The sequence below is a fragment of the Streptomyces sp. NPDC050534 genome, from assembly GCF_044457745.1.
GTDB lineage: Bacteria > Actinomycetota > Actinomycetes > Streptomycetales > Streptomycetaceae > Streptomyces.
Genome location: NZ_JBITHF010000009.1, coordinates 235,604 through 258,708 on the forward strand (window position 1 = coordinate 235,604; position 23,105 = coordinate 258,708).

General features: G+C 71.1%; 18 protein-coding genes and 1 pseudogene. 9 read left to right on the top strand and 10 right to left on the bottom strand.

Annotation, left to right across the window (positions count from 1 at the left end; translation table 11 throughout):
* Positions 1-125: 125 nt before the first annotated feature.
* Genes ACIBN2_RS28945 through ACIBN2_RS28960 form a run of 4 tightly spaced genes read right to left on the bottom strand, consistent with a single transcriptional unit; the run spans position 126 to position 4,927 of the window.
* Positions 126-1,247: an XdhC family protein gene (locus tag ACIBN2_RS28945; RefSeq protein ID WP_399138603.1), complete on the bottom strand. Its 1,122-nt coding sequence runs from the start codon at positions 1,245-1,247 to the stop codon at positions 126-128.
* Positions 1,240-3,363: a xanthine dehydrogenase family protein molybdopterin-binding subunit gene (locus tag ACIBN2_RS28950; RefSeq protein ID WP_399138605.1), complete on the bottom strand. Its 2,124-nt coding sequence runs from the start codon at positions 3,361-3,363 to the stop codon at positions 1,240-1,242. The genes ACIBN2_RS28945 and ACIBN2_RS28950 overlap by 8 nt, the downstream gene beginning before the upstream one ends.
* A complete protein-coding gene (locus ACIBN2_RS28955; protein ID WP_399138607.1) occupies positions 3,360-4,352 on the bottom strand; it encodes an FAD binding domain-containing protein in 993 nt (330 codons plus the stop codon). Before ACIBN2_RS28955 ends, ACIBN2_RS28950 begins: the two co-directional genes overlap by 4 nt.
* The gene (locus ACIBN2_RS28960; RefSeq protein WP_399138609.1) at positions 4,349-4,927 is read right to left on the bottom strand and encodes a 2Fe-2S iron-sulfur cluster-binding protein; all 579 of its coding nucleotides are present in this window, start codon (positions 4,925-4,927) and stop codon (positions 4,349-4,351) included. Before ACIBN2_RS28960 ends, ACIBN2_RS28955 begins: the two co-directional genes overlap by 4 nt.
* A 230-nt stretch (positions 4,928-5,157) precedes the next feature.
* Between ACIBN2_RS28960 and ACIBN2_RS28965 the strand changes: the two genes are divergently transcribed.
* The 4 genes from ACIBN2_RS28965 to ACIBN2_RS28980 all read left to right on the top strand — a co-directional run bounded on the left by ACIBN2_RS28965 (position 5,158) and on the right by ACIBN2_RS28980 (position 8,845).
* Positions 5,158-5,736: a TetR/AcrR family transcriptional regulator gene (locus tag ACIBN2_RS28965; RefSeq protein WP_399138611.1), complete on the top strand. Its 579-nt coding sequence runs from the start codon at positions 5,158-5,160 to the stop codon at positions 5,734-5,736.
* Between the two features lie 137 nt (positions 5,737-5,873).
* Positions 5,874-6,878: a hypothetical protein gene (locus ACIBN2_RS28970; protein ID WP_399138612.1), complete on the top strand. Its 1,005-nt coding sequence runs from the start codon at positions 5,874-5,876 to the stop codon at positions 6,876-6,878.
* A gap of 153 nt (positions 6,879-7,031) precedes the next feature.
* The gene (locus ACIBN2_RS28975) at positions 7,032-7,613 is read left to right on the top strand and encodes a hypothetical protein (RefSeq protein ID WP_399138614.1); all 582 of its coding nucleotides are present in this window, start codon (positions 7,032-7,034) and stop codon (positions 7,611-7,613) included.
* Positions 7,614-7,897: 284 nt separating this feature from the next.
* A complete protein-coding gene (locus tag ACIBN2_RS28980; protein WP_399138615.1) occupies positions 7,898-8,845 on the top strand; it encodes an MIP/aquaporin family protein in 948 nt (315 codons plus the stop codon).
* Between the two features lie 253 nt (positions 8,846-9,098).
* Here the strand turns inward: ACIBN2_RS28980 and ACIBN2_RS28985 are convergent, their stop codons facing one another.
* Both ACIBN2_RS28985 and ACIBN2_RS28990 read right to left on the bottom strand, forming a co-directional pair.
* Positions 9,099-9,335 carry a hypothetical protein gene (locus tag ACIBN2_RS28985; protein WP_399139000.1) on the bottom strand — a complete coding sequence of 79 codons (237 nt, stop codon included), beginning with the start codon at positions 9,333-9,335 and terminating at the stop codon, positions 9,099-9,101.
* 118 nt (positions 9,336-9,453) lie between these two features.
* Positions 9,454-9,903 (bottom strand): annotated as a pseudogene (locus ACIBN2_RS28990) (DUF6215 domain-containing protein); the annotation flags it as partial.
* Between the two features lie 166 nt (positions 9,904-10,069).
* Here ACIBN2_RS28990 and ACIBN2_RS28995 point away from each other — a divergent pair.
* The 3 genes from ACIBN2_RS28995 (at position 10,070) to ACIBN2_RS29005 (ending at position 15,793) form a co-directional block, all read left to right on the top strand.
* A complete protein-coding gene (locus ACIBN2_RS28995) occupies positions 10,070-12,232 on the top strand; it encodes a DUF4139 domain-containing protein (protein ID WP_399138616.1) in 2,163 nt (720 codons plus the stop codon).
* A 4-nt stretch (positions 12,233-12,236) separates the two neighbouring features.
* Positions 12,237-13,796 carry a mucoidy inhibitor MuiA family protein gene (locus ACIBN2_RS29000; protein ID WP_399138618.1) on the top strand — a complete coding sequence of 520 codons (1,560 nt, stop codon included), beginning with the start codon at positions 12,237-12,239 and terminating at the stop codon, positions 13,794-13,796.
* A 392-nt stretch (positions 13,797-14,188) separates the two neighbouring features.
* Positions 14,189-15,793 carry a right-handed parallel beta-helix repeat-containing protein gene (locus tag ACIBN2_RS29005; RefSeq protein WP_399138619.1) on the top strand — a complete coding sequence of 535 codons (1,605 nt, stop codon included), beginning with the start codon at positions 14,189-14,191 and terminating at the stop codon, positions 15,791-15,793.
* Here the strand turns inward: ACIBN2_RS29005 and ACIBN2_RS29010 are convergent.
* From ACIBN2_RS29010 to ACIBN2_RS29025, 4 genes are read right to left on the bottom strand one after another with little or no spacing between them, the layout of a single operon-like run.
* On the bottom strand, positions 15,754-17,109 hold the full coding sequence (locus tag ACIBN2_RS29010; protein ID WP_399138621.1) for a UDP-glucose dehydrogenase family protein: 1,356 nt from the start codon (positions 17,107-17,109) through the stop codon (positions 15,754-15,756). The genes ACIBN2_RS29005 and ACIBN2_RS29010 overlap by 40 nt on opposite strands.
* On the bottom strand, positions 17,106-18,215 hold the full coding sequence (gene galE, locus ACIBN2_RS29015) for a UDP-glucose 4-epimerase GalE (RefSeq protein WP_399138623.1): 1,110 nt from the start codon (positions 18,213-18,215) through the stop codon (positions 17,106-17,108). The genes ACIBN2_RS29010 and galE overlap by 4 nt, the downstream gene beginning before the upstream one ends.
* Positions 18,216-18,255: 40 nt before the next feature.
* A complete protein-coding gene (locus ACIBN2_RS29020) occupies positions 18,256-20,121 on the bottom strand; it encodes a glycosyltransferase family 2 protein (protein ID WP_399138625.1) in 1,866 nt (621 codons plus the stop codon).
* Positions 20,122-20,149: 28 nt separating this feature from the next.
* Positions 20,150-21,109: a UDP-glucuronic acid decarboxylase family protein gene (locus tag ACIBN2_RS29025; protein WP_399138627.1), complete on the bottom strand. Its 960-nt coding sequence runs from the start codon at positions 21,107-21,109 to the stop codon at positions 20,150-20,152.
* A 397-nt stretch (positions 21,110-21,506) separates the two neighbouring features.
* Between ACIBN2_RS29025 and ACIBN2_RS29030 the strand changes: the two genes are divergently transcribed.
* Positions 21,507-21,857 (top strand): hypothetical protein, encoded by a 351-nt coding sequence (locus tag ACIBN2_RS29030; RefSeq protein WP_399138629.1) that lies wholly within the window; start codon positions 21,507-21,509, stop codon positions 21,855-21,857.
* Entirely contained in the window at positions 21,854-23,083 is a 1,230-nt protein-coding gene (locus tag ACIBN2_RS29035; protein WP_399138631.1) for a hypothetical protein, read from the top strand. The genes ACIBN2_RS29030 and ACIBN2_RS29035 overlap by 4 nt, the downstream gene beginning before the upstream one ends.
* Positions 23,084-23,105: the final 22 nt, after the last annotated feature.

Below are 23,105 nucleotides of genomic sequence, written 5' to 3' on the forward strand. Positions count from 1 at the left end.
CCGGCCGATCCCCACACCCGCGATGACATGCTGATGACTTCGTGGCAAACCGGAGGTGGCCGTCAGCCCAATCTACTACATGTAGTAGAAATGAGCTGACGGCCCCCCGCGCCTCCCGCAGGGGTTCACAGAACGCCGCTGCGGTGAATGGAGGTCCCGGAGCCGGTCAGTGGAACGCCGCTGCCGCCTCGCCGGGTTGCCACGACCTCCGCCGCGATCGACAACGCCGTCTCCTCCGGGGTACGGCCCCCGAGGTCGAGGCCGATCGGCGATCGCAGGCTGGCCAATGCGGCCTCCGTCACACCCGCTTCGCGCAGGCGCCTTAGACGGTCGACGTGGGTGCGCTGCGAGCCCATCGCGCCCACGAACGCCACCGGCAGCCGCAGCGCGACCTCCAGCAGGGGAATGTCGAACTTGGCGTCATGGGTGAGCACGCACAGCACGGTACGTGCGTCGGTCGTGGTACCCCGCAGGTAGCGGTGCGGCCAGTCGACGACGACGTCGTCGGCCTCCGGAAAGCGCGCCCGGGTGGTGAAGACGGGCCGCGCGTCGCACACGGTGACGTGGAAGCCGAGGAACTTGCCGGCCCGCACCAGCGCCGCGGCGAAGTCGACCGCGCCGAAGATGATCATCCGGGGTGGCGGCACGCTCGATTCGACCAGCACGGTGAGTCCACCGGGGCAGTTCGAACCGTCCTCCGACACCTCGAACGTACCGGTGCGGCCCGCATCGAGGGCGGCCTGTGCCTCGGCGGCGGCCGTGCGGTCGAGATCCGTGTGACCGCCGAGTGTGCCGTCGAACGAGCCGTCGGCATGCACGAGCAGGCCGGCGCCCAGGTAGGGTGCCGGGCCGCGCACGACGCGGGCGAGGGCGACCGCCTCGCCCTTGGCCGCGTGGTCCATGGCCATGCGCAGCAAGGTCCTGAGGGGTGCGCCCACGGGCAGCGGCGTGACGACGACGTCGAGGACCCCGCCGCAGGTCAGCCCGACGGCAAAGGCGTCCTCATCGCTGTAGCCGAATCGCTCGAGCACGCTCTGGCCGCTCTGGAGTGCCTGCTCACACAGGTCGTAGACCGCCCCCTCGACACAGCCGCCGGACACCGACCCGATGACCTCGCCCTCGTCGTCGACGGCGAGTGAGGCGCCGGGGCCGCGTGGAGCGCTGCCGCCGACGGCAACGACGGTGGCGACGGCCAGGTCGCGCTCCTGCCCGAGCCAGCGGTTCAGATCCGGTACGAGATCAAGCACCGTGACCGGCCGTCAGGACGCGATCCGGGCGGATGGGCAGACTGCGGTGCCGTACACCGGTCGCGTGCCAGACGGCGTTGGCGACGGCGGCCGCGGCACCGACGATCCCGATCTCGCCGATGCCCTTGATGCCGACGGGGTCCTCGGGATCGGGATCGTCCACCCAGCCGGCCTCGATGTGCGGGACGTCGGCGTGCGTGGCCACGTGATAACCCGCCAGGTCGGCACCGACCGGACCGCCGAAGTACCCGTCACGGGAGGCCTCTTCGTGCAGGGCCATGGAGATGCCCCAGATCATGCCGCCGGTGAACTGCCCACGCGCGGTGAGGGGGTTGACGATGCGGCCCGCGGCGAAGATGCCGAGCATGCGCCGCACCCGTACCTCGCCCGTTGCCGGGTCGACGGCGACCTCGGCGAACTGGGCGCCGAAGGAGTGGCGTTCCTTTCGGGCGAGGGCGGCGATGGCCTCGGTGGTGTCGGAGCGCACGGTGATGCCCTGCGCGGGGATCTCCATGCCGGGCACCAGCCGGTCGCGCAGTTCGCTCGCGGCCGCGGTGACCGCCCAGGACCAGGAGCGGGTGCCCATGGAACCGCCGGCGATCATCGCCGGTCCGAACGCGCTGTCGCCGATCCGCACCCGGATCCGTTCGGTCGGGACGTCAAGGGCGTCGGCGGCGACGAGAGTGAGCGCGGTGCGGGCGCCGGTGCCGATGTCCGCGGCGGCGATGCGGACGGTGAAGCTGCCATCGGCCTCGGCGGTGATCGTCGCGGTCGACGGAGCGGCGCCGGCCCCGAAGGACGCGCCTGCGGTACCCGTGCCCAGCAGCCAGCGCCCGTCGCGGCGCACGCCGGGCCGCGGATCGCGCTGGGCCCAGCCGAAGCGGCGGGCGCCTTCTTCGAAGCAGGCCCGCAGATTGCGGCTGGCGAACGGCAGGCCGGAGACCGGGCCCTTGTCCGGTTCGTTGCGCAGGCGCAGCTCGATGGGGTCGACGCCGCATTTCTCGGCGAGTTCGTCGAGCGCGGCCTCCAGGGCGAAGGACCCCGGTGCCTCGCCCGGGGCGCGCATCCAGGTGGGGCTCGGCACGTCGAGCCGTACGACCCTGTTCTCGGTGTGATGGGCATCCGCGTCGTACATCACCCGGGCGACGCCTGCGCTCGGTTCGACGAACTCGTACACGGTGGAGGTGCGGCTGAGGGAGCGGTGGTCCAGGGCGCGCAGGCGTCCGTCGGCGTCGGCGCCGAGGCGGACTCTTTGGATGGTGGGACTGCGGTGACCGGCCAGCGTGAACATCTGACGGCGCGTCAGGACTACGCGTACCGGGCGCTGCAGGACGGTGGCGGCCATGACGGCTGCCACCTGGTGGGCGCGGACCCCCTTGCTGCCGAAGCCACCGCCGACGTGTTCCGAACGCACCCGCACGGACGCCGGGTCGATGGCGAAGAGGTTCGCGAGCTCGCCGACGACCCAGGTGGCGCCCTGGTTGGAGTCGATCAGCTCCAGACGGCCGTCGTCCCAACGGGCCATGGCCGCATGCGGTTCCATCGGATGGTGGTGCTCTTCCGGAGTGGTGTACTCGGCGTCCAGCACGACCTCGGAGGCGGCGAGTTCAGCCTCCAGGTCCCCCTTGTCCGTGACGGCGGGCATGTGGCCGTCCACGGCGTACGCCCTCGTGTCCTCGCCGGTGAACTCGACGTCGTGCGGCTGCTGTTCATAGTGGACGACGAGGGCTTCCGCCGCCTCCCGCGCCTGTTCGGATGTCTCGGCGACGACCAGCGCCACCGGCCAACCCGCGTGCGGTACCCGGTCGTTCTGGAAGAGGGCGCACGTCGGATCGGGTCGTGTTCCCAGCAGGCCGACGAAGTCGGTCTCCAGCCGCGGGGCGTTGCCGTGGTGAAGGACGGCGAGCACGCCGGGCATCTCCAGGACGGGGCCGGTGACGATCTCCTGGACGCGGCCGCGGGCGACGGTGGACAGCACCAGCCAGCCGTGGGCGAGGTGGGCGAAGGGGACCTCCCCCGCGTAGCGGGCCGCCCCGGTGACCTTGTCCCGGCCTTCGACACGGACGTGCTCCCTGCCGACGGCGCGGATCGCCGCGGCGGTCACGGTGGTGGTCATCGGTTGGCCTCCTCGGCGAGTTCGCTCAGAACGGCCACCGTCAGGTTCCGCATCAAGGTCACCTTGTACTCGTTGTGTGCCAGCGGCCGGGCTGCGGCCAGTTCGGCGTCGGCGGCGGCCGCGAAGGCCTCCGCGTCGGCGCTCGCTCCGGTGAGGACTCGTTCGGCCGCGCGTGCCCGCCAGGGACGGGAGGCGACCGCTCCGTACGCGAGGCGGACGTCGTGCACCACACCGTCGCGGACGTCCAGCGCTGCCGCGACCGAGCCGATGGCGAAGGCGTAGGAGGCACGCTCGCGCACCTTGCGGTAGCGGGAGAGCGCGGCGACCGGGACCGGCGGCAGGCTGACGTGCGTGATCAACGCCCCTGGCGGCAGGGCTGTTTCGCGGTGCGGGGTCTCGCCTACGGGCAGATAGAACCATCCGATCGGCAACGCGTCCGGCCCGTCGGCGGTCTCGAAGTGCACCACACCGTCGAGGGCCGCCAGGGCGACGCCCATGTCCGAAGGGTGTACGGCCACGCAGTGTTCGGAGGCGCCCAGGACGGCGTGGTTTCGGTGCTCACCCCTGATGGCGGCGCAACCGCTGCCGGGGGCACGCTTGTTGCACGGTTTGGACAGGTCGGTGAAGTAGGCGCACCGCGTGCGCTGCAGGAGATTGCCGCCGACGGTGGCCATGTTGCGCAGCTGGCCGGAGGCTCCGGCCAGCACCGCCTGCGCGAGCATCGGGTATCGCCGTCGCACCTCGGGGTGGGCGGCGAGGTCGCTGTTGGTGACGGTCGCGCCGATGCGCAGTCCGCCGTCCGGTGCCGTCTCGATGCGGTCCAAGGGCAGTTCGCGTACGTCCACGAGCCGGGTGGGCCGCTCGACGCCGCTCTTCATCAAGTCGACCAGGTTGGTGCCACCGGCCAGGAAACGGGCTTCGGGATCGGCCTCGAGGAGCGCAATGGCGCCCGGCACGTCGGTGGCCTTCTGGTAGGCGAACTCCCTCATGCCGCCTGCTCCTTCGCGTTCGGCTCGGCGCCGGCCGGCGGCGCGGCGGGTGCTTCGGCGGCTTGGGCGACGGCTTCCACGATCGAGGCGTAGGCGGCGCACCGGCACAGGTTGCCGCTCATCCGCTCACGGATCTCGTCGACGGTGAGCGGCGGCGGTCCGGCCTCCGGTCGCACGTCGTCCGTCGCGGCGCTCGGCCACCCGGCGGCATGTTCCGCGAGCACTCCGATCGCCGAGCAGATCTGTCCCGGCGTGCAGTAGCCGCACTGGTAGCCGTCCCGCTCGAGGAAGGCCTGCTGGACGGGGTGCAGCCGCTCGCCGTCCGCCACGCCTTCGATGGTGGTGATGTCACGCCCCTCGGCCGCGACCGCGAACTGCAGACAGGCCACGGTGCGCCGGCCGTCGACCAGCACGGTGCAGGCACCGCACTGGCCCTGGTCGCAGCCCTTCTTGGTACCGGTCAGGTCGAGCCGCTCGCGCAGGGCGTCGAGGAGGGTGGTGCGGTGGTCGACGGGCAGTGTGAACTTCTCACCGTTGATGTGCAGGGTGATGACGCTGGACGTCGATAGGACCATGAGCCACTTCTTTCGCAGTTCTCTCGCAGCGGAGCAGAGCAAGGGCCGGGAGGGCCCGCTCGGGGTCACGCGTGCGCGGTCGAGTGACGGCACACGCGGGCTGCCGTACGGTCGCGGGCAGGACTATGGTGGAACACAATCGGACAACTGTCCGTTACACAGCAACGTAGCGGACGACTGTCCGCTTAGCAAGGACGGGTTTCGGTCGCCGGGCCCGCAAGGAGTGACGAGTGCGGCACAACAACAACCCACCCCTGCGCTCGGACGCGCAGCGCAACCGTGAGCGCATTCTCGACGTCGCCCTGGCCGAGCTGACGCGATGCCCGGACGTTCCCCTGAGCGCGATCGCCAAGAAGGCGGGCGTCGGGCAGGGCACGTTCTACCGCAACTTCCCCAACCGCGAGGCACTCGTCCTGGAGATCTACCGCCACGAGATGCAGCAGGTGGCCGACAACGCGGCCCAGCTCCTCGCACAGCTGCCACCGCAACAGGCCCTGCGCACCTGGATGGACCGGCTGGCCGAGTTCGCCATGACCAAGGCCGGCCTCGCCGACGCGATCCGCCTGGCCACCAGCGCTCCGGGCAGCCCTGCCAAACCCACCCACACACCCGTCACCGATGCGGCCGAACTCCTCCTTCGGGCCAACGAGGACGCGGGCACCATCCGCCCGGGGCTGACCCCCGAAGACTTCATGCTCGCCATCGCCGGCCTGTGGCAGATGACCCCGGCCGACGACTGGCGGCCACGCGCCACGCGCCTCCTCGACCTCGTGATGGACGGCATGACGGCCGGCGCCACACGCCCCTGAACACATCACCGACGACACGGGGTGGGTGCTCCGCAAGGCGGAGGGCGGGCCGTTCCAGCGGCGGAGCAGGGTGCGCCCGCAGGCTGACGTGGAGGGGGTGCGGACGCCGGAGCATGGGGACTCCGGCGGAGGGAGACGTGGTGGAGCGATGGGACCGGATCGGGCGTACGGCGGCGTACGGGGCGGCGGCGGCCCTCGTGCCGTATCTGGTGATCAAGGTGTCGTGGGTCGTCGGTTCGCTGCTGGGCCTGCTGCCCGTCGGGCGGGGGTTCAGCCTGGGCGGGTGGCTGGTGCTCAACACCGTCACGATCGGTATGGCCGCGGCCGGGATCACGCTGGCGCTGGCGCTGGTGCGGCCGTGGGGGATGCGGATTCCCGGCCGGCTGGTGGGATTCGTCGCCTGGGTCGGGTCCGGATTCCTGGTGTCGATCCTGCCGTTCGTGGTCTTCAGCGCGCTGTTCGACTCCGGGACGGGGACTTCGGGAGGCTCGGGGAGTCCGGGAGGCTCGGGAAGTGCGGCAGGTGACGCGGCGATGCCGGGCTGGGAAGCGGTGCTGCTGCAGTGCAGCTTCGTGGGAACCGGGATCGGGCTGGCCATCGCGCTGCCCGCCTACCTGTGGCGGCGCCGGCCGCACACGCTGTTCCGGCCGGAGCACCCCCGCGCCTCCTCGGGGTCCCTGTGGCCCGTCGTGACCGGCGCCGTGACCGGCCTGGTCTGGCTTTACTGGGCGGCCGGCGGCTCCCTGGGTATCGCGCACCGCGACGAACGGCCGGCCGACTGGCACGTCCTGGTCGGGGTCGGCGCGTGCTGGGCGCTCGCCGCGTCCGCCGCCGTACCGGCACTCCTCCGGTGCCGGTCGACCCGGCTGCCGTATCCGCTCCTGCTCGCCGTGGCGTGGCTGGGCTCGGGCTCGATGTTCGCGTGGAGCGGCTGGAGGCTGCCGGCCACGGTGTACGTGGCCCTGGCGCACCCGAGCGACGTCAGGTACCCGGAGAACGTCGCGGTCGCCGTGACACTGCACGTCACGGCCGTGTTGACGGGGGCGGGAATCATGCGGACCCTGGTGCGCGGCGGCCGCGAGCGGGCGGGCGTCCCCGGCAGCGCTCACCGGTCCGCCGAGCGGGTGGGCCGCCGCGCGTGAACCTGGCGGCCGAGGAGTGCTCGACGCCGCCTTACGTGTCGGGTGCCGATCGGGTGTCGCGCACGGCGTCGGGGGTACTCACCACCCAGGAACCATTGCACAGGGCAACACTGCAGAATAAGGCCGCCGGGACTCTCGAAGGGGTGTCGGCCGATGGCGACAATGGGACGCTCGACCGCGCGGCTGTGGAGATGGCGGAGCAATCCGCTGCGACGACGTGTCGACGTCGTGGAGGCGTGGATCATTCTCGCGGCATGGCTGTGCGCCATCGCGGGCGGTCTTGTCGCGGCCTGGGTGACGGGGAGCAGAGCCGACGAGGGCTACGACCGGATGCGCGCCGAACACCGGCCGGTCCCCGCGGTCGTCGTGAAACGAGCCAACTCCCAGCCCACCACGGGTCCGACGAGCAATCGGCGGGTACAGGCGACGGTGCGCTGGACCGGCGCCGACGGACACACGCACACCGGCACCACCCAGGTGAAGGCGGTCCTCTCCCCGGGCGACCGGATCAGGGTGTGGACCGACTCGCAGAACCACCTCACGGCCGAACCCCTGTCCCCCACGAATGCGATGTTCCAGTCCGCCATGGTGGGACTCACGGCCGCGGGTGGAGCGGGCGTGGTGGTGCTGATCGGCCTCCAGGGCGTGCAGGCGGGTCTGAGCCGACGCCGCATGCACCTGTGGGCCGACGACTGGGAGCGAGCCGACAGGCGGTGGGGCGGGACCATTGTGTGAGCCGTCCGCAAGATCCTTGGGGCGCGAGGGCCCGGGCAGGTCACTGCACGAACCTGTGCCGCCGGGCCGGCCCTGGACTAGGCTGTTGCAGACTGCAATAGCCGACGTGGATGCCGCGGCCGTACCGCCAAGCCCAGTCTCACGCCCGGCTGCGAACGAGCTGCGCCGAGGTCGGCCGCGGCACCGGCTGGAAGCCCGTTCAACTTGTCGCAACCCTCCAGCAGCGTTATGACGGGAGTAACCGCGCTTCGGCGTGGCGCACAACCGCACATCGGGAGGATCACATGGCCGTAGAGATCCAGCCCCTGCTCAAGCCCTCCCGGCTCAGGCGCCGGGGTGGGTTGTGGGGTGAGTGCCTGGCGGAGTTCCTCGGAACCTTCGTCCTGATCGCCTTTGGTTGCGGTGTGGTGGCGATGGCAGTCGCCGCCCTGCCAGGGTCGGGCCGCACATCCGGGCCGACGACGTTCTTCATCAGCGCCGGGGACTGGCTGCTGATCACCTGGGGCTGGGCGATGGCTGTCGTCTTCGGCGTGTACGTGGCCGGCGGCGTCAGCGGCGCACACATCAACCCCGCGGTGACGCTGGCGTTCGCCGTACGCCGCAAGTTCCCCTGGGTCAAGGTCGTGCCCTACTGGATCTCCCAACTGATCGGGGCATTCACCGGGGCCGCGCTCGTCTTCGGCGTCTACCACAACGCGATCAGCACCTTCGACCACGCCATGAAGGGCCCCAAGACCAACGGACACACCCTCGCCTCGTTCTCCATCTTCGGCACCTTCCCAGCGCCCTACTTCCACGGCGGCATCTGGGGACCGCTGATCGACCAAGTCGTCGGCACCGCCTTCCTGGTAATGCTCGTGGTCGCGCTCATCGACCTGCGCAACACCGCGGTGAAGGCGAACCTGGGCCCGTTGCTGATCGGCTTCGCCGTGGCGGCGATCGGCATGTCCTTCGGCGCGAACGCCGGATACGCCATCAACCCCGCGCGCGACTTCGGCCCACGTCTGTTCACCTGGGCCGCCGGCTGGCAGGACCTGGCCATGCCGGGCACCTTGTCCGGCGCCTTCAGCAACTACTTCTGGATACCCATCGTCGGACCACTGGTCGGCGGGGTGATCGGAGTGCTGGTGTACGACCTGTTCATCGGCGACGTCCTCCATATCCGCGCCCAGGAGGGCGAACTACCGGAACCCGGCCGCACTAGGCCGACAACAACGGCGGACGAGGAGTAACCACGCGGCCGACCGCCGAAAGGCGGCCCCGGCGAGTCTCCGACCGACCGCTCACTGCAGTGCCTGTCAGGGCCGGCCATGCCGCCGGCCCTGGCAGAGGCACGTGGTCAAGGACCCGCGTGGGCCGCAGGAGAAACGGCAGGCCGGCCGGAGTTGTTCTTCGACCTCCTCGCGGGCGCCGGCGTGGCACAGATCGCGCACCCGCCGCACGGACTGGGTCGCGTCCGGCGCCGCACCTGCCTGCCGGATGCGATCAGGTCGTGGCCGCCCAGCCCGGAATGGTCGGAAGGATCTTGTCCGCGATGCACAGGAGCACCGCGTCGTCCGGCACTCCGCCGTCGTCGCGCCACAACGTCACCTCGAAGGAGCCACCATGGTCCTCGGCGTCCTGAGCGATGACGAGAGCGCGAGCAGGGACACCCGGCCCGCTTTCGGAGTCTTTGCCGTCGAGGCGGAAGCGGATGCTGATGGTGCGGTCGGAGTAGAGCACGGCTTGACGGCCGAGGACCTGTCGCTGTTGTGCGCCGCCGCCGAGAAGGGCGGCCGTGTCCGTCGTAAGTGGCCGACAGCGACACGGTGTAGGTCGCGAACTCGACCTGGGCCGAGGGCGTGGCGACCTCCTTGCCGCCCGCGACCTTGAACGAACCGCCGCTGCCGCTCGCCGACTTGGCGCTCTCCTGCGGCGTACCCAGCAGCTCGGCGAGATCGCGGCGGTTGAGCGCCTCGCACAGTTGCGCCCCGGAGACGCGCGACGGCGCCTTGCTGCTCGCGGGGCTCGTGTCGGGCTCTCCGCCTGCGCACTTGGCAGGCCCGGAGCCCGTGGAGGAGGCCGAGTTCTGGCTCACAGCCCACAGGCCCAGGCTCACCGCCCCCACCAGCGCGAAGGCGGCAATGGCCTGCCCCCACGCGCCAACTCCCTTGCCGGGCGCACCGCCAGGGCCTTTGCCGGGCCCTTCGCCGACGCCCGTGTCATGCGCTTCGTCGACGCCCTTGACCGGCGCCGCATCGACGCCCTTGTCAGGCGCGTCGTTGTCGTCTGTCATGCCCCCACCCGACATGTTCCCCCCACACGTGCGGGGTGACCTTAGCCTCTGATCACCGAGGGGGACAAGGCAATTGGCCACCCGGCACACCGCGCGGCACGTGACCCCGGAATCAACGCTCGAATGTGGCGTGGCCTGGGCATAGGCTTCGCTCGGCACGGACACGTCGGGGGCGGAGTGTATGAAGTCTGAGGAAGCGCAGCGATGGGCGTCGTCGCTGGACGCTGTTGTGGTGTACGCGCAGGGTGCGCTCTGCACGAGGGTGGCCCGGGGCACCTTGCCGGCAAGCGGACGGGTGCGGGTGACGGGACTGCCCCGTTCGATGGACCCGGACTCCCTGCGCGCCAAAGTCGTCGGCGGCACAGGCGTCCGCGTCATCGAGGTGCGCGTGGAGGTGGACGCCGAGCCGTCCGGCACCGACGCGGCCGGCTCCTTGCGGCAGGAGATGGAACGGCTGCGTGACGTGTACGACGCGGCACAGGCGCGCCGTGACCGGCAACTGAGCAGGATCGCCGGAGTGGCGGAGCTGCGCCCGGTACCGCCGACCCGGAAGCGCGAGGACCCGCCCCGCCGCACGCCCGCCGACGCGTGGCTGCAACTCGCCGACTTCGTCGACGAGCGGCTACGTGGTCTGCACGGCCAACTCGTCGAGCTGGAGGAGGAGTTGAGCCGCGTCGAGCACGAGCTGTCGATGGCCACGGACCGCTGGGCCCGCGCCTCCACCGACGTACAGCCGGGGCAGGTGGCGACGACGGTCGGCGCGATGCTGACTCTCGACGGGTCCGGAGCCGTGGAACTGGAGCTGGAGTACGGGGTGCCGGGCGCCGTCTGGGTTCCGGCATACCGCCTCACACATCGTCAGGGCGACGACAGCGGGACCCTGGTGCTGCGTGCCTCGGTCGCCCAGCGCACCGGTGAGGACTGGGCCGGGGTGCGCATCGCCCTCGCCACCGCGGATCTGCGGCGCCGGACCGAACTGCCGAAGCTGCGCTCGATACGGGTCGGGCGCCGGCAGCCCGCCCTCGCGCCTTCCGGCTGGCGGGAGCCGCCAGCGGGGCTTGCCGACCTGTTCTCGGCGTACGACGCGGCGGGCCCCCGGCCTGCCGCGGGCGCAGGACCTGCTGCTGGCGCAGGACCTGGTGCGGGCGCAGGACCTGCTGCTGGCGCAGGACCTGCTGCTGGCGCAGGACCTGCTGCTGGCGCAGGGCCTGGTGCGGGCGCAGGACCCATGGCCGTAGCCGGGTCTGCGGGTGGTGCGGCCCTGCCGCCGCCGGCACCTGGCGGGTACGGCATGGCGCCCGCCGAGCCGTCCGGTTTCGCCACACCGGCGGCGGAGTTCGACGGCGCGATGCCGCACATGCCGCCGCCGACGCGTTCGGGACGGCCGGCGGGGGGCGGGTCCCCGGCCGCTGCCAAGCGCGCCGCTGCTCCCGCGGCCATGGCCCCCATGGTGCCTGCGGCTCCGGGCCAGGCGGCCCCGCCCCCCGCGCCGCCGGTCGAGGCGGGCCCGCCGCAGCCGAGCGGCACAGAGCTGGACTACGCCTCGCTCGTGCTGTCCGGCGCGGACGAGCCCGAGGGCCGTAGGGGCAGGCTGTTTCCGCACACGCCCTACGACCCGGTGGCAATCGAGTACCGTCGCCGCGCCGACGCGGTGTCCGCGCTGCCGCTGCCCGGTCACGCCGTACGGCCCCGGGAGTCGGCGGGGTCCTTCGACCACCGCTTCGACGCCGTCGCCCGCGCCGACATCCCGTCCGACGGCACTTGGCACACCGTCACCGTCACGGAGATCCCGGTCGGACTGCGCACCGAGTACCTGTGTGTGCCGTCCGAGGAGCAGACGGTCTACGCCACGCTCGTGCTCTCCAACGCCACCGGCCAGGCCCTCCTCGCCGGGCCGGTGGAGGTCACCGTGGACGACGACTTCCTGCTGACGGCCGCGCTGCCGACGCTCGCCCCCGGTGGTGTGCGCCGGATGGGGCTGGGACCGGCGGAGGGCATCAAGGTCACCCGCCGGACCAACCTGCGCGAGTCGACGGCCGGACTGCGCAACAACACCACCGTGCTGGCCCACCAGGTCCATGTGGAACTGGCCAACCGGCTCGCCAAGGCCGTCACCGTCGAGGTCCACGAACAGGTTCCGGTCACCTCCGAACCGGACGTCCGGATCGAGGAACGGGCCGACTGGACCACACCCGAGCAGGACAGCGGACCTGACCGCCACGCCCCGGGCACCCGCCTCTGGCGGGTGAACCTGCCCGCCGGCAGCACCGCCGCCCTCGACGGCGGCTACGAGATCCGCGTCCCGGCCGCCAAGGCCCTGGTCGGCGGCAACCGCAGGAGCTGACACCATGGCCACGGAAAACCAGCCGATCCCCCTGCCCGTGACAGCTGTCACCTGCCTGGAAGACCGCGCCCACATCGAGCGGAGCGCCGAGATCGACCTGACCGCCGGTGTTCAGCGGTTGCGCCTCGGGCCGATCAGCGCGCTCGCGGTCGACCGCACCCTCCATGCGGAACTGACGGGCGAGCAGCAGGCGACCGTCCTCGACTGCCGCATCGTCCGCACCTGGACACCGCGGGGCCCCCTGCCCTCCGCCGACGACTCCGCCCTTCGTCTGGAGATACGCGCCCTCGAGGAGGAACGCCTCTCCCTCAGCCACCGGCGCGACCGGCTGATCGCCCGCCTCGACCTGCTCGGCCGGCTCGCCACCGATCTGCTGCGCGACATCGCCGAAGGGACCGGCAACGGAGAGACGGACGAGCCCCGTTGGACCCGCGAACTGGACCGGATCGACTCCGAGCGTGACGCGTACGGCGAGCAACTACGCGCGGCCGAAGCGCGGTTGACGGCCCTCTCCGGTGAACTCATGGAGGCCCGGCAGGCGATCGAGCTCTCCGAGGAGCAGCCCGCCGAACTGATCGGCCATGTCGAGCTGACCGTGCAGGCCGCGGACGCCGGGCCGGTCCGGCTTCGCCTGACGCACCTCACCTCGTGCGCACTGTGGCGCCCCGCCTACCGGGCCGTACTCGACGAGGACGCGCTGACACTGGAAACCGACGCGATGGTCTGGCAGCGCACCGGCGAGGACTGGTCGGACGTACGCCTCACCTTGTCGACGGCCCGCTCGGCGCTGAGCACGGACCCGCCACGGCTGGCGGAGGACCGTCTCACCCTCAGGGACCGCTCCACCGCCGAGCGCCGCACCGTCGACGTGGAGCTGCGGGAGGAGGAGATCGCGAGCCTCGGCCCGGCCCCCGTGCTCGGCCTGCCCGGAGTGGACGACGGTGGCGAGGCGCGTGTGCTGCACTCCGCCGTGCCCGTCTCCGTCCCCACGGACGGCCGCGCCCACCGGGTGCCGCTCACCGCCGTCACCACCGTCGCGAGCAGCGAGTACGCCTCCTCCCCCGAACTGTCGCCGCTGGTCACCCAGGTGGTGCGGTTCGACAACACGTCCGGTCACGCGCTGCTCGCCGGGCCCGTGGACCTCGTCCGGGGCAGCGGGTTCACCGGCCGCGGCACGCTGGACTTCACCGCTCCGGGCGCCCCTGTCGAGCTCGCCTTCGGCAGCCACGACGACTACCGGGTGACCCGGCACGCCGAAGAGTCCCGGGACACCACGACACTGACCCAGCGAACCCTGATCACCCGCACGGTCCGCCTTCACCTCTCGCGCTTCTCGGCCCCCGGAGAACAGGGCGAGCAGCTCGTCGCCGTTCGGGAACGCATCCCGGTCTCCGAGGTCTCGGCGGTGGAGGTACGCCTGCGCAAGGAAGCCTGCGCACCGGAGCCCGACACGGTCGACGCCGACGGCATCGCCCGCTGGGCCCTGCGCCTGCCACCCGGCGGACAGCGCACGGTCACTCTGGTCTACGAGATCTCGGCGAGCGGCAAGGTCGCCGGCCTCTGAGCGTCCCCACCACCCCGAGCCGGGCGAGGGCCTCCGCACCGGTCTCGGGGGGTCACGGAGCGGAGGCCCTCGCTGGTACTTCCAGGGGGACCGGCCCTGCGGATGCACTCACTACGGCGACGTGGCCCTGCCAAGCAGGCCCGGAGCTGGTGTGATTTAAGGCCCGTTCAGGCGGTCGTGGAGGCTTGGCAGGCCGTTTTGCAGGTGCCGGCAGGAGGCGTTGGTGTGCAGTAGTCCCACATGAAGGTGACCGCGTCGCAAGGGCACGCATGCGGAGAAACTGTGGGACGAAGGGATGCCAGGTGGGAACGGTGGCGGATGTGCGGGTACGGCGCGGTACGCGCCTGCCGGCAGTGCTTGCACTGATGCTGGTTTCACTGTCGGGTTGCGGGATGCTGCCCAAGCCCTACCGGCCTCCAGGCGGCCTGTACGGCTCCGCGGGCGGCCGTACCTTCTACGTCAGCCCGCAGGGGGACGACAGCGCCGACGGTCTGCGTCCTGGCTCAGCGTGGCGCACCTTGCACCAGGCGGATCAGGTCCGCTACCGCCCCGGCGACAGACTGCTGTTGCAGGGCGGGGAGACGTTCAAGGGCTCGTTGCGACTGGGCAAGGGGGAGGCCGGCCGGCCCCGGCAGCCGGTGATCGTGAGCTCCTACGGGCGCGGCCGGGCCGTCGTCGTGCCGCGCAAGGGTCCGGCCATCGAGGTGGTGGACACCGCGGGTGTGGAGGTGCGCGACCTGATCGTGCGGGGTGGATCGGCCAAGGCCCGCAAGGAAGGGGGCATCGGCTTCTACAGCGACCTGCACAGCCCCGGGCGGCTGGCGCACATCGTGGTGTCGGACGTGGACGTTTCCGGCTTCCGGCACGGTGTCCAGGTGGGCGGCATGCGCTGGGGGTTTCGTGACGTGCGCGTGGCGCACAGCGACCTGCACGACAACACGGATGCCGGACTGATCACCTACCGGCTGGCGCCGGAGGCGACCGGGGCCCAAGAGGGTTTCGCGCACGCGGACGTCGTCGTCGACGCGGTGGAGGCGCATGGCAACGCGGGCAATCCGGCCAGCGACGACCGCAACACGGGCAGCGGCATCGTCCTGGGATCGGTGGACGGGGGCAGCATCCGCAACTCCTCGACGCACGACAACGGGGCTCGTTCCTCGGCTGTCGCCAAGGAGGGGCCGGAGGGCATGTGGGCCCACGACAGCCGGAAGCTCGTCATCGAGCACAACGAGTCGTACCGCAACCACTCCAACAGCGAGGCCGACGGCGACGGCTTCGGGCTCGACCTCGGCACCAGCGATTCGGTGCTCCAGTACAACCTGTCCTACGACAACGACGGTGCGGGTTACCTGCTCTACTCCGCCGACACCGCGCGACCGTCCCATGGGAACGTGGTCCGGTTCAACGTGAGCACCCGCGATGCCCGCAGGCTCGAGCCGTACGGCGGGTTCTACATCGGCGGCTATGTGCACGACGCGCGGTTCGTGCACAACACTGTGGTGGCGGCCCTGAACGGACCCCTGCACACTCCCGCCGTCATGATCACTCCGGGGCCGCGGTCGGTGGCGTTGTGGAACAACCAGTTCGTCACGGACGGGGCGCCGCTCGTGGTGGCCGTCGGCCCGCTCAAAGGGGTGGAGTTCCGGGGCAATCACTATTACGCGCCGGGCGCCGAACGCGCCGTGGAGTGGCAGGGGTCCTTCTACTCCTCACCGGGTGATTGGTGGGCGGCCACGGGCCAGGAGACCATCGGGGACGAGCTTGTCGGGGTCGACGCCAACCCCTGCTTCACGGCCGGCCTGCCGGTCCGCTCCCTGGCGGCGGCCAAGGGGCTGGCTCCGGGGTGCGACGCGGCACGGGGACCCGCCGTGGATCTGCGGGCCCGGTTCGGTGTCGATCCCGGACCCGTCGACCTGCTGGGCCACCGGCTCGGCCGGCGGCCCGTCGCGGGTGCCGTTCAGCCCGAGGCGGACACCGGAGCATCGGACGAAGGGTGACTCAGGGCGCCGAGCCTGCCCAGGGCCGCATACTGCCAGCCGGCCCGCGTCCAGACGTCGGGGTTGAGGCTGTTGCGGGCGTCGAGCAGACGCGGCCGGCACACCAGCGGGGTCAGGGCGTCCGGGTCCAGGGCACGGTATTCGGCCCAGTCCGTCAGGTGCAGGACCACGTCTGCGCCCTCGCACGCCTTGTCGACACGTGAGGCGTAGTCCAGCTGCGGCCACGCGGCACGCGCGTTTTCCAGGGCCTGTGGATCGTGGACGCGGACCAGCGCTCCTTCGCGGTGCAGTTGGGCGGCCACTGCGAGGGCCGGGGAGTCCCGGATGTCGTCGCTGTCGGGCTTGAAGGCCGCGCCGAGCACGGCGATGCGCCGACCCGTCACGCTGCCGCCCGCCAGCCGCGAGGTGAGGTCCACCGTGCGGCGGCGCTGGCGGAGGTTGATCTCGTCGATCTCGGAGAGGAAGGCGACGGCGGAACCGACTTCGAGTTCGGTGGCCCGGGCGCGGAAGGCCCGGATGTCCTTGGGCAGACAGCCCCCGCCGAAGCCCAGACCGGCGTTCAGGAAGGGACGGCCGATGCGGTTGTCGTATCCGATGGCGTGGGCGAGGACCGTGACGTCGGCGCCTGCCGCGTCGCACACCTCGGCCATCGCGTTGATGAAGGAGATCTTCGTGGCGAGGAAGGAGTTGGCCGCCATCTTCACCAGTTCCGCGGTCGCGGTGTCGGTGGCCACGCAGGGGATGCCGGAGCGGATCAGCGGGGCGTAGACCTCGCTCAGGACTTTCTCGGCGTCGGCGGAGGCCGTGCCGAAGACCAGCCGGTCGGGTTGCAGCGTGTCGGCGACGGCGTGGCCCTCGCGGAGGAACTCCGGGTTCCAGGCCAGGTGGGCCGTTGGTGCTCCGGCTGCTCGCAGCCGGGCGGTGAGCCGCTCGGCGGTGCCTACGGGCACGGTCGACTTGCCGACGATGAGTGCGCCGGGGAGCAGGTGCGGCGCCAGGCCGTCGACGACCGCGTCCACTTGCCGCAGGTCGGCACCGGGCCCGTCGGGACACTGCGGTGTGCCGACGCACAGGAAGTGCAGGCCGGCGAATCGGGCTGCCTGCTCAAGGGAGGTGGTGAAGCGCAGTCTGCCCGAGTCGATGCCGCGGGTGATGAGTTCTTGCAGGCCGGGTTCGAAGAACGGGGTCCGGCCGGAGGCGAGCGCGGCGGTCTTCGCCTCGTCGTTGTCGACGCCCAGGACCTCGTGTCCGATCTCGGCCATGCAGGCGGCGTGAACAGCACCGAGGTAGCCGGTGCCGATGACGGTCATTTTCATGCGTTGCTCCGGAAGGCGGCGCGGTGGTGTTGTGGCGGGGCGGTGGCGTCGGGTTCACGGACGGCACGGTCGGAGAGGCTCTGCGGTCGGTAACCGCGGGGGTTGTGCAGTTGGAAGCGCCAGGAGTCCTGGCACATCCGGGCGAGGTCCCGCGTGGGCCGCCAGTTCCAGACGGCCTCGGCGGCGGAGCCGTCGGCGACCAGTTCCGGGACGTCGCCGGGGCGCCGGGGGCCGATGCGGTACGGGACGGGGCGGCCGGAGGCCCGGTGGTAGGCCTCGATCAGCTGCAGGACCGAGGTGCCTTGCCCGCTGCCGAGGTTGAGCAGGTGCATACCGGTCGGCGCGGGACGCTCCAGTGCGATCCGATGTCCTTCGGCCACGTCCATGACGTGGATGTAGTCGCGCACACCCGTGCGGTCGGGGGTGGGCCAGTCGTCGCCGAAGACCGTGACGTGTTCCCGCAGACCCGCGGCGACCTGGGCGATGTACGGCATGACGTTGTCCGGCACGCCGCAGGGGTCCTCGCCGAGGTTCCCGGAGGGGTGGGCACCGACGGGGTTGAAGTAGCGCAGCGCGTGCACGGTGAACTCGGGCCGGTGGGCGCAGACATCGGCGAGGATCTGTTCACACGTCCACTTCGAGCGGGCGTAGGGATTGACGGGGGCCGCCGGGTCGTTTTCGTTCAGGGGCATGCGCTCGGCCACGCCGTAGACGGAACAGGAGGAGGAGAAGACCAGGCGGTGCACGCCGTGTCGGCTCATCACCTCCAGCAGCGCCGTGGTGCCGCCGACGTTGGTGTCGTAGTACTCCACGGGCATCCGTACCGACTCCCCCACCGCTTTGCGGCCGGCGAAGTGGACCACGGCGTCCACGGGGTGGGTGGCGAAGACACCGGACAGGGCGTCGCGGTCGCGTACGTCGAGGACGTAGGAGGCGGTCAGGGAGCGGCCGGCCACCTTCTCGACGCGGTGGAGCGCCTCGGGGACGCTGTTCTGGTGGTTGTCTACGACGACCACGTCGTGACCGTGCGAGAGCAACTCCACGCAGGTATGGCTGCCGATGAATCCGGCACCGCCGGTCACCAGGATCGTGCGCGGCTGGGACATGGAGGGGTACCTCCGTTGGGCATCGGGGAGCGGTGATTGGTCAGGCGAGCATCCCCGCGATGTACGCGGGGAAGATCAGCACAGCGAGGACCAGTGGTGACGCGGTCAGAGCGGTCAGCGCGAGCGGAGCGCGGACCGTGGCCAGGGCCCGCCGGCGACCGCTGTGTGTGGCGCCGGCGCTCTCGACGACGTGCAGCAGGCAGATCCAGCAGGCCACCACGGTGTAGGTGGCGGCGCCCATCAGGCACAAGAAGACGTAGCCGAAAGCGGGACCGTTGAGTTCGCCGAAGAGGCCGGCTCCGCCGAGGGCGGCGGCAATGGCGACATAGGGCGCAACGAGCCGCAGGGGCAGGGGGGCGAGGGGTTGTTGCGCCTTGGGGGTGACTTTGAAAGTGAGGCTGCGCGGTCGGAGCGTGACCCACACGGCCGCCAGGGTTCCCCAGGCGACGAACGGCCAGCGGGCCAGGGCGAACAGCCAGTTCTCCCAGCTGACCAGGGGCACCTTGCGCGGGCGGAGCAGTCCACGGCGGCGCAGGAACCAGGTCAGCGCCATCAGCCACATGGACATCGACCAGTAGTGGAGCAGGAAGGAGAGGTAGTTCACCCGGACCCACGGCACCCCGGTCATGGCGGCGATGGGGGCCAGGACAAGGGCCGCTGCCGTCGACAGACCGAGCAGCGGGTAGTAGCTGAACGCGAAGGCGAAGCGCAGCCGCAGTTTCCAGGGCAGCCGGCCCACGTGGCGGGGGAAGAGGTTCAGCATCAGCACCACCAGGCTGCGCGACCACTGGAACTCCTGGGTGATCATCGCGGTGAAGGTGGCGGGACCGTCGCCGTGCGCATGCGCGTCGATGGCGAAGGCGCCGTGCCAGCCGGCGGAGTTGAGGAGGAAGGTGGTGGAGAAGTCCTCGGCCAGTTCGGGGCCGAGCCCGCCGACCTCGCGCAGGGCGGCCGTGCGGACCGCGTAGTGGGAGCCGATGCAGGACGGGGCCAGGCCGTCGTTGTGGCCCAGCTGGAAGGGGCCGTGGAAGACCCCTTCGCGGTGCAGCCTGCCGCGCGCCGCCCACGACGCCTCCGCGTTGGCATCGCAGACGCTGGGGGCGGCCACGTATCCGATGGCCGGGTCGGCGAACGGCCGCACCACTTCCGCCAGATAGGTCGGCTCGGGCACATGGTCGCAGTCGAGCTGGACGACCACCTCGTAGTCGTCGTAGCCGTGGCGGTCGTAGAACCAGGCCAGGTTGCCTTCCTTGCAGCGGGTGCGTCGCGGCCAGCTCGCGCGGTGGTAGCCCGTGACGCCGCGCCGGCTGGAGATGCGTACGCCATGTGCCCGGCACCAGTCCTCGACCTGCGGGGTCGGGTCCTCGTCGCAGAGCCAGACGTCGTAGGAGTGGGGGAAGCGCTGGGCGAGCATGGCGGCCAGCGTTCTGCGGGCCACCGGCCACGGCTCCGACGGTGCCTTGGTCACCACGAACGCCACGGTCAGCGCGGGCACGGGCAGGTCGGGGTTGACGCGCCGCAGTCGCAGGACCGCGATGACGAAGGCGAGGGGCAGCAGCGTCAGATAGCACAGGAGGCCGCTGTTCACGGTCAGCGCGGTGAGCGAAGTGCGGTGGTTGGGCTGGAGCCACCACTGCCAGAAGGCGAGCGCGCACAGGGCCCAGCCCGTTACGAGGACAACGACCAGGCGTTGATCCGAGGGCTTCAGCGCGGGCCGGAAGGTGTCGGGTCCGATGCGGCGTACGGAGCGGCGGCCGGAGAACCAAGGGCCGTTCGGAGTGACCCGGTTCAGCGTGCCGCCGGACAGCGTTTGCAGCTCGCGGGTGAGTTGTTGACGCTCCGAGGCCTCACACACGGCGAGGCCGGCGCGGGTGAGGGGTCGAGGCGAGGATGCGCGACGTTTCATACCGGCTCTCCACGGCGCTGCGGCCGTGTCACCGCGCCTCGGCGGCAGGAACCGGCTCCACGGCGCAGGACCGGAACCAGGACACCGTGGTCCGCAGACCTTCTTCGAGATCGGTCTGCGGCTTCCACCCCAGCTGCTGAAGGGCCCGGGTGACGACCGGGCAACGGCGCACGGGATCGTCCGCGGGAAGCGGAAGACGCTCCACGGGCGAGCCGGATCCGGTCATGCTCAGCACGAGTTCGGCGAGCTCCATGACGGTGCGTTCATCGGGATTGCCGAGGTTGACCGGTCCTGGCTCGCGGCAGTCGAGCATCGCCACGATGCCGGCGACCAGGTCGTCGACGAAGCAGAAGCTACGGGTCTGCGTCCCGTCGCCGTAGATCGTCAAAGGCTCTCCGGCCAGTGCCTGCCGGATGAAGCTGGAGACGACCCGGCCGTCGTGAGGGCGCAGACGGGGCCCGTAGGTGTTGAAGATGCGGACGATCCCGGTGTTCACGCCGTAGTGCCTCGCGTAGGCGACGGTGACGGCTTCCGCATAGCGCTTGGCCTCGTCGTACACGCTGCGCGGGCCGATCGGGTTGACGTGTCCCCAGTAGTCCTCGTGCTGCGGGTGGACCAGCGGGTCGCCGTAGACCTCGCTGGTCGAGGCGAGAACGAAACGAGCCTCGTGCCGGCGGGCGAGGTCCAGTGCGTGCTCGCTGCCGCGGCTGCCCACGGCGAGGGTCTGCAGCGGAAGGCGGAGGTAGTCCGCCGGGGAAGCCGGGCTCGCGAGGTGGGCCACGGCATCCACGGGGCCCTGCACGTCCACACCGCGGCTCACGTCGGCCTGCACGAATGTGAAGCCCGGCCGGCCGCGCAGAGCGGCGATGTTCGCGATGGTGCCGGTGGACAGGTTGTCCACGCAGACCACTTCGTCCCCCCTGCGCATCAGGGTCTCGCACAGATGAGACCCGACGAATCCCGCGCCCCCGGTCACCACGACACGCATGTTGCTCCCATCAATGCCCCAACAGGTCGTCAAGATCAGACACAGACAGCAACAAAAGATAGGAAACCAGTCGATATGATGATCGACGCTGAGCGCGCGGATACCGCCGTCCGGCCCAATCAGCGCGGTTGTGCGGTGGCCCAGCACCTGCTTGGCCAAACGCCCGCACCACTCTCCTGGCACTTGAAAGAGTGAACGACGCACCGGTGCCCGGCATCGGCGCGTCGAAGGGCCCGAGGAAGCGCTGCACCTCCGGGCGGACCGGGCCCTGCGGATGCACTGTCGCGTTCCGGTCACGCGGACGGATCATCCCTGCCAGGCTGTGGGGATGGTGGTGGAGAGCCTGGTGTTTCATGTTCTGACGGATGCTGGGGACGTTCGGGGCAGCAGTTTCACGTTGCCTGACACCTGGCTCGCCAAGGGCGGCAGCGGGCACGTCGACGTGCACGTGACCACGCTGATGCCCGGGGCTGTGCGCGGCAACCACTTCCATGTGCGGCGGCGGGAGTTGCTCCTCGTCCTGCACGAGGAGGCCTGGTCCGGCCATTGGGACGAGGCGGGCGACGGCACGCCGCTGCACAGCCGGACGTTCGGCGGGCGGGGCGCCGTGCTCATCGAGGTTCCGCGACTCGTCTCGCACGCCGTGCGTAACGACGGTTCCGTCCCGCTCCACATCACAGGGTTCAGCGACGGCGAATACGACCCCGCGTCACCCGACGCGTTTCCCAGGAGCGTGGTGGCCGGATGAGTGCACCGCCGGTGCGATTCGCGACGTTCTGCCACATCAGCGAACTCGGCGTGCCCGGGTACCGGGAGCTGCACCGGATGGTCGCGGCCAGCAGACCGCTCACCCTGTGGGCGCCCTCCAGCGCGCTGCTGAACGACCCCGAGTGCCGCATCGGGCCCGAGCAGTTCGTGAAGCACGTCGAGGACGGGCACATCCGGATCGTCGCCCGCCGAAAATGGCTGATCGACCGCGAGGCACGGGACACGCACCCTTGGGCGGGGGCGCGATGGGACCCGGCGGTCGACGGCGCGATCCGCGACATCATGGAAGAGGACCTCGGGATCGCGGACCGCAGCCTGCGCCGTGTGGTGGCGGCCGAGGACGAGCAGGGCTGGCAGTTCGCCGAAGAGGCCGTCGAGCAGGATCCGGAGGGTACGCGCGCCTGGGAGGCACTCCTTGCCTCCGACGAGGCCGAACGGGTCATCCCGCCCGGCACGCTGGAGACCGCCCGCCGCCACGGTGGCGACGACCCTCGCCGGCAGGTCGTGGCGATCCTCCGGGACGCGTTCAACCACGGCAACGCGGTGCGGGAGTCGGACGCCGAGATCCCGTTCCTGATGCGCAGGACGGACCGGGCCTTCGTCCACCGGATCGCGGCGATGCCCGATCCGGCCCTCACCGCCCGGGTGCCGCGGCCCACGCCGTCCACGGAAGACACGGCGGCCCCCGTCGATCTCGCCGAGGTCACCGGGCAATTACTGGACGTACTGCGCAGCATCGAGACGCGGCGGACCGATGTCGGCAAGTTCGTCGGCACCCCCGGCCATGCGGCGCTCGTGGCCTGGGTGGCCGCGGTCTGCGAGCGCATCAGGTCCGACGGTGTCGGCGCCGCGAACGTGGACGTCGCCCGGGAGCTGGCCGCACAGCTCGCGCAGGGCGGCTTCCCCGGGCTCAGGCTGTCCGAGCTGGGACGCCGCTGGACGGCGGGTGAGTCACTGGCAGCGGCGGTCGGGACCCTGGACCTCTGGGTCACCGTCGGCCCCTTCGCCACCGGGAGTCCGGGCGTCAACGACGTCCTCGGTCTGCTCACCGCGGCGTTCCCCGCAGGACGTGGGCTGTGCCGACGCGTGGGCCTGATCCCCGGGCACTTCGACGGCGAGCAGTGGCCCTTCCTGTATGCCGGCAGACCCGCAACCAGACGCTCGGTGCCGGCACTGCTGGAGCAGTTGGAGCAGCGCTCCGAGTGAGCGACGCTTCCGTACGACCGCA